This window comes from Acinetobacter sp. TSRC1-2, assembly GCF_049895885.1.
Lineage (GTDB): Bacteria > Pseudomonadota > Gammaproteobacteria > Pseudomonadales > Moraxellaceae > Acinetobacter.
The window spans coordinates 106,611-125,557 of sequence record NZ_JAFCTF010000002.1 but is presented as its reverse complement, the minus strand read 5'-3'; the positions used below and the strand labels follow the sequence as shown (position 1 = coordinate 125,557).

The following is an 18,947-nucleotide window of genomic DNA, read 5'->3' as shown; positions in this document are numbered from 1 at the left end:
TCAAATGATCAAAATTTAAGAGCAAGGATATGCCCAAAAAGAGAATAAGTTTATCAAAACTCGTGTTATTTATATTGTTATCGGGGATCATGAACGCCTCAAATGGATCTGAGAATTCACAACAAAGTACTGACCCAGCCACGAGTTCAATTTCGACTCAGGATGAAGATCATAGTTTGCTGTATCAAATTCCTAGTTGGGTTGATGCGCTGCCGACATTTTTGCCACAGCAGTCAAATGAACCTATTGTTCCACCCATCTTGCAAACTGCAGATCGAACTTGGTTAGACCGCAACCAGCTTAGAGTTCGAAACTGGGCAGATCATACCTCGCATAAAATTGACAATTGGTTTGGCAAAACAGATCCAGAGAAACCAGCGTCTGCGACCTTACGCGTGATCGTGGACAACAGCTGGAATAAACATGATGGTTATGAAATTAAACCGCGTATTCGAGGCAAAATTAAACTTCCAACTTTAAAGCAGAAACTGAGCTTAGTGTTTGGTGATGACTCCCTAGATAATGAACTGGATAATAATGTTGCCATTACCGATGAAAATCCAGGCAATAGCGATGATAAAACCTTGGATCGGCAACGTACCCGTGAAAATAACAGTTCTTTTGCATTTCGCTGGTCAGACTTTTCCAAGCACTTACCTTTTGAAACTGATGTAGATTTAGGTCTTCGTTCCGGAGATGATATTTATCTGCGTTTTAAAGCCTCCAAAGACTGGAAATTGGAAAATGATTTCAGTTTTTACGTAGAAGAAATTTATCGTTATGGCATTGATAGTAAAAATTACTCAAGAACCAACCTTGAGCTCACCCATGCCCGTCCAAATCAAGCCATTCTTTCCAATCAGCTCAATCTTACCTATGCCGATGATCAAGATGATGACCTTACCTGGGATAACAACCTGTTTAGACAGCATCAGTTTTTTCGTGAAAATACCTTTAGTTATGGTATCTATACCGGCGGTTTTTTAAATAACAATGACTTGCGTTTAAATAGCTGGGGTCCCTTCGTTTCTTGGCGACAACCTTTATGGCGTGAATGGTTTTATGTACAAGGCAATTTAAATTACCTTAATAATCATCGGGATGATCGCAGTCATTTCATTGGTACATCGGTGCGCTTAGAAGCATTGTTTTAATTAGGCTTAAGCATGACTATTTACTTGTCCTCCAGATAATTTACAATAAAAAACCTCCCGAAGGAGGTTTTTTATTATCTATCATAGACTTATTTCAACAGTAAACTATTGATACGTTTAATATATGCCGCTGGATCATCAGGCAAGCCCCCTTCTGCAATTACGGCCTGATCAAAGATCACGTTGGCCAAATCATCAAACTGGTTCGATTCCTCCAGTTTTTTCACCAAGGGATGTTCTGGATTAATTTCCAGAATCGGTTTGCTTTCCGGAATAGCCTGACCTGCCTGTTTCAACATACGAATCAATTGCGGAGAAAGCTCTCCTTCACCCGTCACCAAACATGCAGGGGAATCAACCAAACGTGTGGTTACACGCACTTCTTTAGTTTTAGTTTTGAGTGAATCTGAAAGTTTATCTACAACAGGTTTAAACTGTTCAGCCGCAGCTTCTAACGCCTTTTTCTCCTCAGCATCTTGCAAGTCGCCCAAGTCCACTGCACCTTTAGATACATTTTGCATAGGCGTACCATCGAATTCATTGACGAATTCCATCGCCCATTCATCAACACGATCCGCCATCAATAGCACTTCGATGCCTTTTTTCTTGAACAGTTCCAATTGCGGTGAATTTTTCGCAGCAGTTAAGCTGTCCGCAGTGACATAATAAATCGCTTTCTGGCCATCCTTCATGCGGGCTTTATAACCTGCCAATGAAGTTGAAATTTCATCATTGGTTGACGTTGAGAAGCGTAATAGTTTTAAAATACGTTCACGGTTACCAAAATCTTCACCCAAACCTTCTTTAATCACTGAACCAAATTCAGCATAGAACTGTTTGAATTTTTGCTGATCTTTTTCCTCTTCCGACTTCGCCAAACCATCCAGCATGGTCAAAATACGGCGGGTATTGCCTTCGCGAATGGTTTTCACATCACGACTTTCTTGTAGCAGTTCACGGCTAACATTCAGCGGAAGATCAGCACTATCTACCACGCCCTGTACAAAACGCAAATAATTTGGAATCAGGTTATCCGCTTCATCCATAATGAAAACCCGTTTTACATACAGTTTGATACCGGCTTTGGCTTCACGGGTGAAAATATTGTTTGCTGCTTTACTCGGTATATAGAGTAACTGGGTATATTCAGTGCTGCCTTCAACTCGATTGTGCGCCCACGCCAAGGGTGCTTCAAAATCGTGGCTTAAGTTCTTGTAAAACTCTGTGTATTGCTCGTCAGTGATCTCATTCTTATTTCGAGTCCAAAGGGCACTGGCAGAGTTAATCGCTTCCCATTCATCTGTTTTGACCATCTGACCTGGTTTAGGTTCTTCACCCTCAACTGCTTCTTCTTGCTGCCAAACTTCTTTTTGCATTTCAATTGGCAGGCTAATATGGTCAGAATATTTATTGATAATTTGCTTAACTTTATAAGATTCTAAATACTCAAGCGCATTGTCACGCAAATGTAAAATGATATCTGTTCCACGTGAAGTCTTATTGATTTGTTCAACTTCAAAATCACCTGTGCCGGTACTGATCCAACGTACTCCTTCAGCAGTATCTGTAGCAGCATGACGGGACTCAACAGTAATTTTTTCAGCCACAATAAAACCGGAATAGAAACCAACACCAAACTGACCAATCAATTGCGCATCGGCTTTTTGGTCACCCGACAATTTAGACATAAAGTCTTTGGTGCCAGATTTGGCAATGGTCCCTAAGTTATCAATGGCTTCTTGTTCAGTCAAACCAATGCCGTTGTCTGAAATGGTAAGAGTTTTATTGTCTTTATCTAGACTGACACGAACATGCAGTTCCGGATCATTTTCATAATATTCAGGATGGTTTATCCCTTCAAAACGCAACTTATCACAGGCATCAGACGCATTCGAAATCAGTTCGCGCAAGAAAATATCAGGATTTGAATAAAGTGAATGTGTCACCAAATGGAGAAGTTGTGCTACTTCTGCCTGAAAACTATGTTTTTGTGTACTTTGTTCGCTCATCAGTCACTCCTTAAATTCATCAAACACTTTTTATTGAATGCTTAATGAATGGAGTGACTTAAGAAATTTTCAATAGTAAATAATAAATTTTTCTTAAAATGGACCTTGTCTATAAACACGATCCATATACATATCCAGTTTTTGTTGACGCATTTTATATACTTCAATAAGACAATTACGAGAATTGCCACATTGATCACGTAATTGTAACCACTTCACCTGTTCATCCTGAATGACGCCACGTGTTCCCATAGGAACCAGACGCTTAATAATAGTATAGGTAGTTGCCATTTTCACATCGGCATCATTTACAGCCAGATGCTCACAAATGACCTGCTCTGTCTGTGTTCGGGCATGATCACAATTGAAACTCGCGGCATAAACAGATCCACTGAATAGGCTAAAAAAGACCATACTGTAGAAGTTGAATAATTTCATGATTTGTTCTTCTCTTTTTAGCTTATTTTCTATCATCAACTTAAACAAAATTTTGCTCATTAAATAGTATCAATGTGATCAATCTATGTGATTTATTGTAAGTTTTTCATTAAAAAACCTCATCTATAAAGATGAGGTTTGTTTACGCTGCTTTTTATTTTTATCTTAGAATTTGTAGCTATAACCAAGAGTGTAGACCCAAGGGTTTACTTCCAATTCGCCAATATTTGTACCATTTAACTCTAAATCTGTTTCAACCTGAGCATAGCGTACATCTGCATATACACCCCAGTTTTTAGCATCTGCAGGTTGGAAATTAAAACCGACTTGCCCGGCAACGCCATAAGCTACATCAGCTTCTAATTTACCTGCTCCCTTCAAATTACCTTTTAGTTCTTCATCCCAAGGAATAACAACTGTCGCACCCACACCTACATATGGCGTAAAGCGAGTTGAGTTTTTAAAGTTATATTTAGCAGTCACTGTTGGTGGTAAATGTTTAAAACTCACTACGTTCTCGCCCACACCTTCAATACTTACATCATGTTTGAAAGGAGTCGCCAATAATAATTCTACAGAAATAGGAGAGTTAGCAAAAAAATACTCTACGGAAGGGGTAAAACCTAGCTCATTACTTACAGTCGCCTTACCACCTGCAATAATACCATTATCATCATTTTGTGGCGCCAAAGCAGAAGCACCAAATTTCACCTGCCAATCACCAGCCATCGCTGAAGAAGACATCCCCAATAATGCAATAAAAGCAGTTTGCTTTAACATTTTAAATAACCTCTGGAAGAATAATAATTAAAAAACATAAGTATTAATTAATAATAAACATGAGTATTAATAATATGCAATAGAGGTAATTTAATAATGTTTTTATTTATTTTTAAGATATTGATAGTTATATGTATTTATTTTAAACAGACTAACTTGGTTGGTATTTAAAACCAACCAGGTTAATCAAGTTTATTATTATAATCTGATTATATTACTCGGATTTATTATATTAATTTATTTAAAACATTCATTTTAAATACATCTATTAATATTAGATATAAAATAAAAGAAAACCAAATTAAAATATCAGTTTGGATTAAAGAACCATTGCCGCAATCCATCCAAATACTAATAATGGAATATTAAAATGGATAAATGTAGGAACAACCGTATCCCAGATATGATCATGTTGACCATCTACGCCCAAACCTGCTGTTGGTCCCAAGGTTGAATCCGAAGCTGGAGAACCGGCATCTCCCAAGGCTGCTGCTGTACCAATTAAGGCCACAGTCGCTAATGGAGAAAAACCAAATTGCACGCAAAGCGGGACATAAATCACGGCTAAAACCGGCACACTAGAGAAAGAAGAACCAATCCCGATGGTCACAAATAAGCCAATAAACAGCATTAAGAATGCAGCCAAAGCTTTATTGTCACCAATCAGATGGACGACTCCATTGACCAGACTATTAATGTCGCCTGTATGCGTCATGACAGCAGCAAAACCGGCGGCTGAAATCATGATAAAGCCAACCAATGCCATCATGCGCATGCCTTGTACAAAGACATCATCAGCATCTTGCCATTTGAAAATTCCAGCACCCGACAGCACTGCAAAACCAACCAAACCACCTAAGATCATCGAGCCTGAATACAATTGTGCAATTAAGGTCAAAACAATCGCGAGCAATGCCATAAAAATGGTTTTTTTCGCAATCACAGGAGCCTGTTCTGCCTCTTGCTGTAGCTCTTTCGCATCGGCTGCTAAATTCACTTCACTGGCACGAATAGGCTTATCTAGATCAATTGTGGTGACACGAGCAACCGCACGATCGACATAATGACGCGGTTTACGATAACTCACGAATACCGCAAAAAGTGTCCCGATCAACATACCAACCACAGGAATCGCCATACCCATCGGCATCATCCAGCGATCGACATGCAAATCGTAAGCAGCACCAATTTTATTGATATTGCCCATCAAAATTTGTTCAAGGAAAATGGCACCAAAGCCGACTGGCAGGAAAATATAGGTTCCGACCAAACCCATCGTCAGCACACATGCTGCTGCACGACGGTCTAAATTCATGTGGTTCATCACTTTTAATAAAGGCGGAACCAAGACCGGGATAAAGGCAATATGTACAGGAATTAAATTTTGCGAGCAAATTGCGGCAATCAGCAAAATACTTAACAGTAGATATTTCACTTTTTTGGCTCTTTGATGGGTTGCTTCTGCACCCAATAAACCAATTAACTTATGTGCTAACAAATCAGGTAAACCCGATTTTGACAAGGCTAAAGCAAAAGCACCCAATACCGCATAAGCGAGGGCGACTTCTGCCCCATCACCTAGACCGGCATTAAAGGCAGCTACGGTATCTGACAAACTTAGTCCTGCAACCAAGCCACCAATAATCGCTGAAATGACCAAAGTCAAAACAACAGAAACTCGTGCCAGTGAGAGAATAAACATCACGGCAATCGCAATTACTACTGCATTCATGGAAATTTTGAGGAAGATGAAAAGTCGGTATTTTAGCAGATCCCAGACATTGAAACTGTAAATTGCTTGCTTTTATCCGTCATGTAAATTTCCATTTAAATTCATATAATTAAATACAAGTAAACGGTTTTAAATCTGTTCCAATGCAAAGCTGCGAATATAATCTGCGACCAATTCGGGTTGGCTTAATATTGCCCAATGATTGGCATCAATATCTACACGCTGAAAATTTTCAGCCCATTTTGGCATTTCATCAATCAGTTCAGGACTGACAAAATTGTCTCGTTTCAGCACAATCGCCTGGACGGGACAAACTGCAAAACGCTGACGTGGCCGAGTTAAGCGTGGTAGAAAATTGGCACGATATAGTCCTATTCCATGTTTTCCATCTGATGCAATATGAGGATTTAAAGCTAAGTTTTTTTTGTGCTCTAACTTTTCCAACACTTTGCCCCATTTTTCAGGAGTGAAGAAATTCCATACCGTAGGTGCCAATAATGGCAGTTGAAATACTGCAATATACCAAGACTTGGTGAGTTGCTTAAAGAACTTGCCCTTGTGCTGTTTAAACTGATTGCGCATCCAAAATGCAGCATGGTCTAAACACGGGCCTGAAATCGTACTATAAGATAAAATTCGAGATTTAAATTTAGCTTCAGTGACTGACTCCCAAGACTGGATAGAACCCCAATCATGCGCTGCCAAATGAAAAGGCCGATCTTTTAATACAGCATTGACTACACTTTCTAAATCTAAAGATAACTGTTCTAAGCGATAGTCACGAATACGTCTTGGAATGGAGGACTGCCCCGCTCCGCGTACATCATAAGTAATAATATAAAAATCTTGAATCAGTTCCTGAATAATCGGCTCCCACACTTCTTGATTATCAGGATAACCATGAACCAATACTAAAGCCGGTTTTTCATCGCTCCCCCACGTTTTCACATAAAGACGCTGTTGATCTTGGGTCGCTATCCATTGGGTTTTCGCTTGCATAATCCTTTCTCATTTTTATTGACTATTTATCTTGATGATGGGGCAATCTGATCAATGCCTCAATTTTAGTTCTACTCTAGTATGGTCTGGGTAGCCATAAAAACAATTGACCCATATGCGCCTTTTAAAAAAACTACAGACAATACCTGCGATCTCTAAATTCATGATCAATCGCTATGCACCTTAGCGTGGGGCAGGTATTGAGATTGAAAAAATGGATCTGGCAAATTATCACATTCGTGTGAAAATGCCTTTAACGCGTAAAAATCAAAATGTGGTTGGGGGTGCATTTTGGAAGAAGCTTGTATTCCATGGTCGATCCATTTTTTATGCTTTTACTGATGCATCATCTCGGATCAAAATATATCGTCTGGGACAAATCGGGCTAATGTTAATTTTCTATCTACTGGACGCAGTACCGTCTATGCTGATATTTGCCTAGATGCGGCTGAAATAGCTCACATTAAAGAGCTAACCCACAATTATGCTGCTGTACATCGCAAATACACCGTCCATATTTTTGATGATGCGGCTATCCGCATTGCAGAAGTTGAAAAAACTGTCTATATCCGTAGAAAAAATCCTAAACCTACTACTCGATAATAAAAAAGCGCTTGTTGATCAAGCGCTTTATTTCAATTAAGACGTTGAATTAACGTTTTTTCTGTTCAATGGCAGCTCCAGCACCGCCACCAATCGCACCACCAATCGCAGCACCGGTATTACCACCAAATACGCCCTTACCGACTGCAGAACCAATGGCACCGCCTACACCACTATAAGTGGCATTACGGTTAGAACCGCCTTGGGCTTTACTACCCACTGCTGCACCTGCACCACCACCGACTGCCGCACCCACGCCACCGCCGACTTTATTACCTACACCGCCACCCACTGCACCACCCAGTGCAGCTGCGCCAATGCGTTGTTCCCTTGGAGACATCGAATCACAACCCACCAGCATGAAAGTTGACAAGGTTGCCATTGCCATTACACTCATTAACTTTTTCATGGGATTTCTCTCCTTTTTTCATTCTTTCAGCTTATGCCTATTTTATGGAAGCAATGATCTTAAAATGTTATCTATTACAGCTAAAATGCATCATTTTGTAAAAAATCCTGAAACATTTTAGAGTTCTTTATTCTGGTTTATTCATCCTCACTGAGTATCACAATATCTTTAGTCATTTCTCCATTTTCGGTTAAAACTGCATGTGAGGTTTGAATGTTATTTTTTACATTCTTTTTCTGATCTAACTTTAATGTTCGTTTCACTGGATCTTGACCTGATTTGAACTCCACTCCTTCAGCATCAATTTTTTTAGTTTTAGCAACGGTTTCTCCAGCTTTCTTTACTTGGCTAGACACTTCAATTTTAGAAGTGGGAACAATTACGCCTCCTTTTTGAAGCACTGGAACGGCAAGTTTTTTCTCCGAAAATTGGGTTTGGTTATCTTCTAAATAAACTTCACGTGCAATAATATCTTTACCCTGATTAGTCACTTCAAAAATCGTTGCATCCACGCTTCGAACCGGCTGTTGCCCTTTAACGGTACGAATCACTTCGGTCTTTAATACCGGCACTACCGCTTTATCTTCTATGACAATGGTAGGTGGCATAGGCGCAGCAAAACCGCTACCCGCACATGTGGTAAGAATGGCTACACTTAAGACTTTTTATAGATATTTCATTTTAAATTATCCTTTAATATTTTATTAATACTTTTAATTACAACGAGTCATAAATTTAAACTTTATTTTATTACTATAAAAAAAATGTGATTGTTATTAAAGGCATTTAGTTACAGGGTAACAAAAGACATAAAAAAAAGACGCCCGAAGGCGCCTTTTTCACTCACTTAACTTAAGAATTAAAACTCTTGGTTAAATGCTTGGCTTAATGCTTGGTCTACATCAGAGAAGTCATTTACAAGCTCATGCTCTGCAGCTTCAGCTTCTTGACGACGACGTTCTAAATGGTAAGCCAAACCAGTACCTGCAGGAATCAAACGACCCACAACGACGTTCTCTTTCAGACCGCGTAAATCATCTTCTTTACCTGTTACAGCCGCTTCAGTTAACACACGAGTTGTTTCCTGGAACGATGCAGCAGAGATGAACGAGTCAGTAGAAAGCGAGGCTTTGGTAATACCCATCAATTGACGTTCATACTTCGCAGGGAACTTGTTCTGAGCAAGTACAGCTTGGTTTTCAGCAACCATGCGGATGTAATCCACTTGTTCGCCTTTAATGAAACTCGTATCACCACCATCAGTGATTTCAACTTTACGCAACATTTGACGCACAATAACTTCGATGTGCTTGTCGTTGATTTTTACACCTTGCAGACGGTAAACGTCCTGAACTTCGTTCACGATGTAGTTAGTCAACGCCACTTCACCTTTTAGACGTAAGATGTCATGCGGGTTTTGTGGACCGTCAGAAACTGTTTCACCACGGTTTACATGTTCGCCTTCGTACACGTTAATGGTACGCCATTTCGGAATCAACTCTTCGTAAATTTCAGAGCCGTCGTCTGGAGTAATCACTAAACGGTTTTTACCTTTAGTCTCTTTACCGAAGCTTACAACACCTGAAATTTCAGCCAGGATTGCATGCTCTTTCGGTTTACGTGCTTCGAACAAGTCAGCTACACGCGGAAGACCACCGGTAATATCACGAGTACGTGAAGTTTCTTGTGGTACACGACCAATAACGTCACCCACACCAATCGTTTCGCCATCACGGACAGAAAGAATCGTGTTTTGTGGCAAGAAGTAGAACTGTTCACCGCCTTCCACTGTATCCAGTACAACTGCAGGACGCAAATCTTTACCTGATGCAGGACGTGAAGTCACTGGCAAGATTTCGATCGTCGTCATACCTGTTGCATCATCAGTTTTCGATGTCACAGTTACGCCATCAGCAATTTGGCTGAAACGTACTTTACCAGCAACTTCGGTAACAAGTGGATGCGTATGCGGATCCCAAGTTGCAACGATACCGCCAGCTGCTACTGCTTCGCCATCTTTCAGAATGATCGAAGCACCGTATGGAATTTTGTAGCGTTCGCGTTCACGACCTAAGTCATCCGCAATACCGATTTCACCTGAACGGGAAGTCGATACCAAGTGACCTTTGGCATGTTGTACCGTTTTCACATTATGGAAACGTACAGTACCTTTATTACGTACTTGAACACTGTTTGCAGCAGAGGTTCGGCTTGCAGCACCACCCACGTGGAATGTACGCATGGTTAACTGGGTACCCGGTTCACCAATTGATTGTGCAGCCATAACACCTACAGACTCACCAGGATTTACCTGATGACCACGTGCAAGATCACGACCATAACATTTCGCACATACACCGAACGTAGATTCACAAGAAACCACTGAACGTACTTTAACTTCGTCGACACCCGCTTCTTCAATAAAGGTAGCAAGTTTTTCGTCAATAAGCGTATTACGTGGAAGAATAACGTCGTCAGAACCAGCACGTTTCACATCTTCAGCAACAACACGACCCAATACTCGAGCACCAAGGTTCTCGATGACATCGCCACCCTGAATGAATGGAGTCATCACAAGACCGCTTAAAGTACCGCAATCAGGTTCAGTAATAACCAAATCCTGCGCTACGTCTACTAAACGACGCGTCAAGTAACCAGAGTTCGCAGTTTTAAGTGCTGTATCGGCCAAACCTTTACGCGCACCGTGTGTCGAGATGAAGTACTGAAGTACGGTCAAACCTTCACGGAAGTTTGCTTTAATCGGAGTTTCAATGATCGAACCATCCGGTTTCGCCATCAAACCACGCATACCTGCAAGCTGACGAATCTGAGCTGCCGAACCACGGGCACCAGAGTCAGACATCATGTAGATACTGTTGAATGATTTTTGCTTCTCGTCTTCACCCTGTTTGTTTTTAACAGTAGTGAAAGACAAGTTGTCCATCATCGCTTTCGCGACTTGGTCATTGGTACGCGCCCAAATATCGACCACTTTGTTATAACGTTCACCGGCAGTTACGAAACCTTGTTCAAACTGTTGTTCAATTTCACGAACTTCAGTTTCTGCTTTTTCGATAATCGTATACTTGGTTGGCGGAATAAGCATATCTTCCATACCAACAGATACACCAGAGCGAGTCGCTTGACGGAAGCCCAAGTACATCAACTGGTCAGCAAAGATAACGGTATCTTTAAGACCCAATTTACGGTAGCAAGAGTTAATTAACTTAGAGATGTTCTTTTTCGTCATCTCAACGTTAATTTGCTGGAAGTCCATACCTTCAGGAACAACTTCCCAAAGCAAGCAACGACCAGGAGTGGTATCAACAATAATGGTTTGCTGTTCGCGGTTACCATCTTCATCAATCACAGTCTGGTGTACACGTGCTTTTACGCGAGCGTGCAAGTTCACTTGACCGGTAGCCAATGCGCGGTTTACTTCATCAGTATCCGCAAACACCATGCCTTCACCTTTGGCATTGATTGCATCACGCGTGATGTAATACAAGCCCAAGACAACGTCCTGAGACGGTACGATGATTGGTTCACCGTTCGCTGGAGACAAGATGTTGTTGGTAGACATCATTAACGCACGAGCTTCTAATTGAGCTTCGATTGTTAATGGAACGTGTACCGCCATTTGGTCACCGTCGAAGTCGGCGTTGAACGCAGCACATACGAGGGGGTGTAGACGGATCGCTTTACCTTCAATCAGGGTCGGTTCAAATGCTTGAAGACCCAAACGGTGAAGTGTTGGCGCACGGTTCAACATCACAGGGTGTTGACGAATTACATGAGCAAGAACGTCCCAAACTTCTGGCGTTTCGCGTTCAACCATTTTCTTCGCAGCTTTAATGGTTGTTGCTTGACCAGATGCTTGTAGTTTCGCAAAGATAAATGGTTTGAATAATTCAAGTGCCATTTTCTTAGGAAGACCACATTGGTGCAAACGTAAAGTCGGACCTACAGTAATAACCGAACGACCTGAATAGTCGACACGTTTACCCAATAAGTTTTGACGGAAACGACCTTGTTTACCTTTGATCATGTCTGCCAAAGATTTAAGAGGACGTTTGTTTGAACCCGTGATTGCGCGACCACGACGACCGTTATCAAGCAATGCATCTACAGACTCTTGCAACATACGTTTTTCGTTACGTACGATGATGTCTGGAGCTGAAAGGTCAAGAAGACGTTTCAAACGGTTGTTACGGTTGATCACACGACGGTAAAGGTCATTCAAGTCAGAAGTCGCGAAACGACCACCTTCAAGAGGAACTAACGGACGAAGATCTGGTGGAAGTACTGGAAGTACAGTCAACACCATCCATTCAGGCTTGTTGTTCGAATCGTTGAATGCTTCCATCAACTTCAAACGCTTAGACGCTTTCTTAAGCTTCGTTTCTGAAGTTGTTTGTGGAATTTCTTCACGAAGACGCGCAATTTCAGCTTCAAGATCGATGTCTTTCAACAAATCTTGAATCGCTTCCGCACCCATTTTCGCGCTGAATTCATCACCGTGTTCTTCTAACGCTGTGAAGTATTCTTCATCGTTAAGAAGTTGGTATTTCTCCATTGGAGTCATACCCGGATCTGTTACAACATAAGATTCGAAATACAATACACGTTCGATATCACGTAAAGTCATGTCTAAAAGAAGACCGATACGGGATGGTAATGATTTCAAGAACCAGATGTGTGCAACCGGTGACGCAAGGTCAATATGACCCATACGCTCACGACGTACTTTAGCAGTTGTTACTTCAACGCCACATTTTTCACAAATGACGCCTTTGTATTTCATACGCTTGTATTTACCACACAAGCATTCGTAATCTTTTACTGGACCAAAGATTTTGGAACAGAATAAACCATCACGTTCTGGTTTGAACGTACGATAGTTAATTGTCTCAGGCTTTTTAACTTCACCATGAGACCATGACTTAATCATTTCTGGTGACGCAAGACCAATGCGGATGCGATCAAACTCTACTGGAGCATGACCGTCTGAATCCGTCTTTTTGCGCATGATATCGAGCAAGTCTTTCAATTTTTTTCTCCGTGTGTCGAGGAGTTTTTCTCCTCCCCGACTGGGTCACAAATATTGTTTTTTAACTGAGTAATCCCCTTCGCTTCTCTCTTAGGAAGCGACGCTTCTCAGGGAGAAACTCCCCTTACATAAAGAGGAGCAAATCCCCCCCTTTCACAAAGGGGGCCGGGGGGATTGAATGGTTACTTAGTCACCATTTTTCAGTTCAATGTTGATACCTAAAGAACGGATCTCTTTGGTCAATACGTTGAACGATTCAGGCATGCCCGGATCCATATAATGGTTACCATCTACAATGTTCTTGTAGATGCGAGTACGGCCTTCAACGTCATCCGACTTAACAGTAAGCATTTCTTGAAGCGTGTAAGCTGCGCCATATGCTTCAAGCGCCCAGACTTCCATCTCACCGAAACGCTGACCACCGAACTGAGCTTTACCGCCCAATGGTTGTTGAGTCACAAGTGAGTAAGAACCTGTTGAACGCGCATGCATCTTGTCATCAACCAAGTGATTCAGTTTCAACATGTACATGTAACCTACAGTTACTGGACGGTCAAAACGTTCACCTGTACGTCCGTCAAACAATACGGTTTGACCAGAACGTGGAATGTCTGCAAGTTCAAGCAACTCTTTGATTTGGCTTTCATCAGCGCCATCAAATACAGGAGTTGCTAAAGGAATACCTTTACGCAAGTTTTTAGAAAGCGCCAAGATTTCATCATCAGTCAGGCTATCAAGATCTTCTTGCTCTCCGCCAACTTTATTGTAAATCTTGTCTAAGAAGATACGCAGTTCGGCAATGGTACGCTGTTCTTGCAACATCTTGTCGATTTTCTCGCCAAGACCTTTTGCAGCCATACCCAAGTGAGTTTCAAGAATCTGCCCCACGTTCATACGTGAAGGTACACCCAGTGGGTTCAACACGATATCAACAGGTACACCGTTGGCATCATGCGGCATGTCTTCTACTGGCAAGATGTTAGATACAACACCCTTGTTACCATGACGACCCGCCATTTTATCACCCGGTTGGATGCGACGTTTTACAGCCAGGTAAACTTTAACAACTTTCAATACGCCAGTTGTCAGTTCATCACCTGTAGAAAGTTTGCGTTTTTTCTCTGCAAATTTCTCGTCAATCTCAATGCCTTTCTCTTTCAAGAACACTTGAATTTGAGTTAAGCGTTCAGCAATGCCTTCATCAACAGGTTGAATTTCAAGTAGATCAACAAGCTCTAAACCAGATAACAAATCTTCAGTCAGTTTGTCACCGCGTTTAGTTGTACCGCCACCGTTCGATTCTTGACCTTTCAACAAGCGAATAATACGTTCGCGTGCTGCTTCTTCGAAGATTTTGAACTCTTCTTTCAAGTCTTTACGGTAAGCATCCAATTGCGCTTTTTCAATTGCTTGAGCACGTTCGTCTTTTTCAAGACCGTCACGTGTAAACACTTGAACGTCAATGACTGTACCTTTAACGCCCGAAGACACGCGTAAAGATGAATCTTTAACGTCAGCGGCTTTTTCACCGAAGATTGCGCGAAGCAACTTTTCTTCCGGTGTTAACTGGGTTTCGCCTTTTGGTGTAACTTTACCAACAAGGATGTCACCCGCAGTCACTTCAGCACCGATATAAACGATACCTGACTCATCCAGTTTAGACAGTGCAGCTTCACCTACGTTAGGAATATCAGCAGTAATTTCTTCTGCACCTAACTTGGTATCACGAGCCACACATGACAATTCTTGAATATGAATCGAAGTTAAACGGTCTTCTTGAAGAACACGTTCAGATAACAAGATCGAGTCTTCGTAGTTGTAACCGTTCCACGTCATGAACGCTACGCGCATGTTTTGACCAAGCGCCAATTCACCACCATCAGTCGATGGACCATCTGCCAATACGTCGCCACGACCCACTTTATCACCAATGTTCACAAGAACTTTTTGGTTAATACAAGTGTTTTGGTTCGAACGTGTATATTTGATCAGGTTGTAGATATCTACACCCGCTTCACCGGCGATCATTTCTTCTTCGTTTACACGAATAACGACACGTGATGCATCAACAAATTCGATACGACCGCCACGTTTCGCAAGCACACACACACCGGAGTCATGCGCTACGTTTGCTTCCATACCGGTACCGACAAGTGGCTTGTCAGCAATCAGCGTAGGTACAGCCTGACGTTGCATGTTTGAACCCATTAACGCACGGTTGGCGTCATCATGTTCAAGGAATGGAATAAGTGATGCCGCAACAGATACGATCTGCTGAGCAGATACGTCCATATGTGTTACTTTTTCAGGAGGCATACGTACGAAGTCACCTTGGTGACGTACAGATACGAAGTCTTCCATTAATTTACCATCTTTATCTACGCCAGAATCGGCCTGTGCAATCACAGTACCTACTTCTTCAATCGCAGATAAATACTCAACATCATCTGTTACACGGCCATCAACAACTTTGCGGTATGGTGTTTCCAAGAAACCGAAATTATTACATTTTGCATAAACAGAAAGCGAGTTGATCAAACCAATGTTTGGTCCCTCAGGAGTCTCAATTGGACACACACGACCGTAGTGAGTTTGATGTACGTCACGTACTTCAAAGCCCGCACGTTCACGCGTCAAACCGCCGGGCCCAAGCGCCGAAACACGACGTTTATGCGTGATTTCAGACAGTGGATTATTTTGGTCCATGAATTGAGACAACTGGCTTGAACCAAAGAATTCTTTGATTGCAGCAGCAACTGGTTTCGCATTAATCAAATCTTGTGGAGACAAGTTGTCTGTTTCAGCTTGGCTTAAACGCTCTTTAACAGCACGTTCTACACGAACCAGACCAACACGGAATTGGTTTTCTGTCATTTCACCGACTGAACGTACGCGACGGTTACCCAAGTGATCGATATCGTCGACTTCACCTTTACCGTTACGAATTTCAACAAGTGTTTTTAGAACATCTGTAATATCTGAATTTGAGAGAATGCCTTCAACTTCACGAGACTTCTGATCAGTACCCACTTCGTAAGGACGACCCAAACGACGGTTGAACTTCATACGACCCACTGGAGAGAGGTCATAACGTTCTGATGAGAAGAACAAGTTGTTGAATAAGTTTTCAGCAGCTTCTTTTGTTGGTGGCTCACCTGGACGCATTACTTTGTAGATTTCTACAAGTGCTTCTTCACGACCAGAAGTTGTATCTGCACGCAAAGAGTCCGCAACGAAAGAACCACGATCGATATCGTTGGTAAATAGAATATTGAACTGCTTAACGCCGCCTTCTGCAATCTTCACCATGATCTCATGGCTCAATACGGTATTTGCAGCAATCACATCGCCATCTTTTAATGCGATGTCTTGAGCAGTAATACGCTCGTACAAGTACTCATCAGGAACAGAAAGCTTGGTTAAGCCAGATGCCTCCATTTGACGTACATGACGTGCATTAATACGTTTACCTTGTTCAACAATCGCTTTGCCGTCAGCATCAAGAATGTCGAATTGAGCCATTTCACCGCGCAGGCGTTCAGGCACAAGGTCAATTTGGTAGCTACCCATGTCAAGATAGACAGGGACTTTTTCATAGAACATGTCTAGGACTTGTTCGTTGCTATAACCTAATGCACGAAGTACAACAGTCGCGAGTAATTTACGACGACGGTCAATACGTACAAAAACTAGATCTTTCGCATCGAATTCAAAGTCTAACCATGAACCACGGTAAGGAATAATCCGTGCTGAATAAAGAACTTTACCGCTCGAGTGAGTTTTGCCTTTATCGTGGTCGAAAAATACACCTGGTGAACGATGCAATTGAGATACAATTACACGCTCAGTACCATTGATGACAAAGGTACCATTTTCGGTCATGAGCGGCATTTCGCCCATGTACACTTCTTGTTCACGTACGTCTTTAATTGATTTGGTTTCGCGATCTTTAATGATCAAACGAATTTTTACACGCATTGGCGCTGCATAAGTCGAACCACGTAAAATACATTCACGCACATCAAACTCAGGCTTACCAAGACTATACTCAACAAATTCTAAAGCAGCATTGCCAGAATAACTTTCAATAGGAAAAACTGAACGAAATGCGGCTTGCAGACCGATATCTTCGCGGTTTTTTGGAGTTTTGCCATCTTGTAGGAATGTTCTGTACGAGTCGACTTGAATCGAAAGCAAGTACGGAGCATCCATGACGCTAGGCAATTTACCAAAATTCTTACGGATCCGTTTCTTTTCGGTATATGAGTATGCCATCTGGAGTCCTCGGAAAGTAAACTAAGCCCGCCTGCAGAACGAGCCTAGAAGGAATTATACAGGCCGATATGGCCACCACTTTTTACAAATGCTGCAATTTTTAGTGGTATTAAAACGCTTAGCAATATTTTCAAATATGATAAACATTGGTAAACGTTTGATTTTATTGATTTATTATAATAATTGACGGTTTTTACATCAATCAAACAAAAATCGAGCCGATTATTGTAACGCAAAAAGGCTGATGACCCAAGAGCCATCAGCCAAATTTCGGGGTCAATTTAAAAATTGCCCCCTGGCACCATTACTTAACAGTAATTGTAGCACCAGTAGTTTCAAGCTTAGCTTTAAGTTCAGCAGCTTCTTCTTTAGAAACGCCTTCTTTAAGGATAGCTGGAGCGCTTTCAACCATGTCTTTAGCTTCTTTCAAGCCAAGACCAGTAACTTCACGAACTGCTTTAATTACAGCAACTTTGTTCGCGCCGAAAGAAGTCAATTCAACATTGAATTCTGATTGCTCTTCAGCAGCAGCAGCAGCAGGACCTGCAGCTACAGCAACTGCAGCAGCAGATACATTGAATTTTTCTTCGAAAGCAGAAATAAGTTCTACAAGTTCAAGAACAGTTTTTTCAGCAACTGCGTTTAGGATTTCTTCGTTTGTTAAAGCCATGAGAGTAACTCCAAATGGGTATTGAATGGTGTGAAAGTGAATTTAAGCTTCTGTAACTTCTGTAACTTCTGGAGCTTCGTTTTTCTCTTGAAGCGCTGTAAGTAAGCGACCCAATTTTGAAATAGGAGCTTGAAGAACAGAGGCAAGCATAGTAAGCGCTTTTTCTTGGTTCGGAAGATTCGCGATAACGCCAATTTCTTCGCCTTGATAAAGCTTGCCATCAAATGCAGCAGCTTTAAGTTCAAATGCTTTGTTAGTTTTCGCAAATTCTTCAAACAAACGAGCAGCAGCGCCCATGTCATCTTCAGAAGTAGAGAAAGCTAAGATTGTTGGGCCAACAAGGTTGTCGTTCAAGATATTGAATGGAGTATCTTGAAGAGCGCGTTTAGCTAAAGTATTACGTACAACACGTGTAGCAACACCTAGTTTACGAGCTTCAACACGAAGAGCAGTTAATTGCTCAACAGTTAAACCTTGGTAGTCAGCAACAACAGCAGCAAATGCAGTAGAAGCAACTTCAGTTACTTCAGCTACGATCTGTTTTTTGCCTTCGATAAGAAGAGCCATTGTAAAACCTCCTAACGGTGATTTATGTGCTTACGCGAAGCACACTCCCAATTCGTAAATTCATTGCTGAATTTACACGCGGAGGATGAACAAATCACACCACCGCGTCTACTCGGACTGGATTTTTAAGAAGTGAATTCCGAAGAACTCCCCTCGCCCGAGGTCTTTGACGCTGATAAACAAATATTTATCAATTCAAAGTTTGCCTAAGTGTCGCAAGAGACTGAGCGTTTCTTGCGTAAAAATCAAAGCAGTGCTTTG

General features: G+C 41.6%; 12 protein-coding genes and 1 pseudogene. 2 read left to right on the top strand and 11 right to left on the bottom strand.

Annotated features, from left to right (window positions below; translation table 11 throughout):
* The first annotated feature begins 29 nt into the window (after positions 1-29).
* Positions 30-1,154: a hypothetical protein gene (locus tag ACP69Y_RS03595; protein WP_425916267.1), complete on the top strand. Its 1,125-nt coding sequence runs from the start codon at positions 30-32 to the stop codon at positions 1,152-1,154.
* A gap of 89 nt (positions 1,155-1,243) precedes the next feature.
* Here the strand turns inward: ACP69Y_RS03595 and htpG are convergent, their stop codons facing one another.
* The 5 genes from htpG to ACP69Y_RS03570 form a co-directional block, all read right to left on the bottom strand.
* Entirely contained in the window at positions 1,244-3,163 is a 1,920-nt protein-coding gene (htpG, locus tag ACP69Y_RS03590; RefSeq protein WP_425916265.1) for a molecular chaperone HtpG, read from the bottom strand.
* A 93-nt stretch (positions 3,164-3,256) separates the two neighbouring features.
* The gene (locus tag ACP69Y_RS03585) at positions 3,257-3,601 is read right to left on the bottom strand and encodes a lysozyme inhibitor LprI family protein (protein ID WP_425916263.1); all 345 of its coding nucleotides are present in this window, start codon (positions 3,599-3,601) and stop codon (positions 3,257-3,259) included.
* 165 nt (positions 3,602-3,766) lie between these two features.
* Complete coding sequence (locus ACP69Y_RS03580; RefSeq protein WP_425916261.1) at positions 3,767-4,381, bottom strand: OmpW/AlkL family protein; 615 nt, start codon at positions 4,379-4,381, stop codon at positions 3,767-3,769.
* Between the two features lie 319 nt (positions 4,382-4,700).
* On the bottom strand, positions 4,701-6,113 hold the full coding sequence (locus tag ACP69Y_RS03575) for a Na+/H+ antiporter family protein (RefSeq protein WP_425916259.1): 1,413 nt from the start codon (positions 6,111-6,113) through the stop codon (positions 4,701-4,703).
* Positions 6,114-6,242: 129 nt separating this feature from the next.
* On the bottom strand, positions 6,243-7,112 hold the full coding sequence (locus tag ACP69Y_RS03570) for an alpha/beta fold hydrolase (protein WP_425916257.1): 870 nt from the start codon (positions 7,110-7,112) through the stop codon (positions 6,243-6,245).
* A 115-nt stretch (positions 7,113-7,227) separates the two neighbouring features.
* Between ACP69Y_RS03570 and ACP69Y_RS03565 the strand changes: the two are divergent.
* A pseudogene (locus ACP69Y_RS03565) lies at positions 7,228-7,715 on the top strand (DUF4442 domain-containing protein).
* A 49-nt stretch (positions 7,716-7,764) separates the two neighbouring features.
* Here ACP69Y_RS03565 and ACP69Y_RS03560 read toward each other — a convergent pair.
* The 6 genes from ACP69Y_RS03560 to rplJ form a co-directional block, all read right to left on the bottom strand.
* On the bottom strand, positions 7,765-8,124 hold the full coding sequence (locus ACP69Y_RS03560) for a DNA transfer protein p32 (RefSeq protein WP_425916255.1): 360 nt from the start codon (positions 8,122-8,124) through the stop codon (positions 7,765-7,767).
* A 137-nt stretch (positions 8,125-8,261) separates the two neighbouring features.
* Entirely contained in the window at positions 8,262-8,732 is a 471-nt protein-coding gene (locus ACP69Y_RS03555; RefSeq protein WP_425916253.1) for a hypothetical protein, read from the bottom strand.
* 251 nt (positions 8,733-8,983) lie between these two features.
* Positions 8,984-13,174 carry a DNA-directed RNA polymerase subunit beta' gene (rpoC, locus tag ACP69Y_RS03550; RefSeq protein WP_425916251.1) on the bottom strand — a complete coding sequence of 1,397 codons (4,191 nt, stop codon included), beginning with the start codon at positions 13,172-13,174 and terminating at the stop codon, positions 8,984-8,986.
* 186 nt (positions 13,175-13,360) lie between these two features.
* A complete protein-coding gene (gene rpoB / locus ACP69Y_RS03545; RefSeq protein WP_425916249.1) occupies positions 13,361-17,449 on the bottom strand; it encodes a DNA-directed RNA polymerase subunit beta in 4,089 nt (1,362 codons plus the stop codon).
* A gap of 304 nt (positions 17,450-17,753) precedes the next feature.
* Positions 17,754-18,119 (bottom strand): 50S ribosomal protein L7/L12, encoded by a 366-nt coding sequence (gene rplL, locus ACP69Y_RS03540; protein ID WP_067726912.1) that lies wholly within the window; start codon positions 18,117-18,119, stop codon positions 17,754-17,756.
* Positions 18,120-18,161: 42 nt separating this feature from the next.
* Entirely contained in the window at positions 18,162-18,686 is a 525-nt protein-coding gene (rplJ, locus tag ACP69Y_RS03535) for a 50S ribosomal protein L10 (RefSeq protein ID WP_425916247.1), read from the bottom strand.
* Positions 18,687-18,947 lie beyond the last annotated feature (261 nt).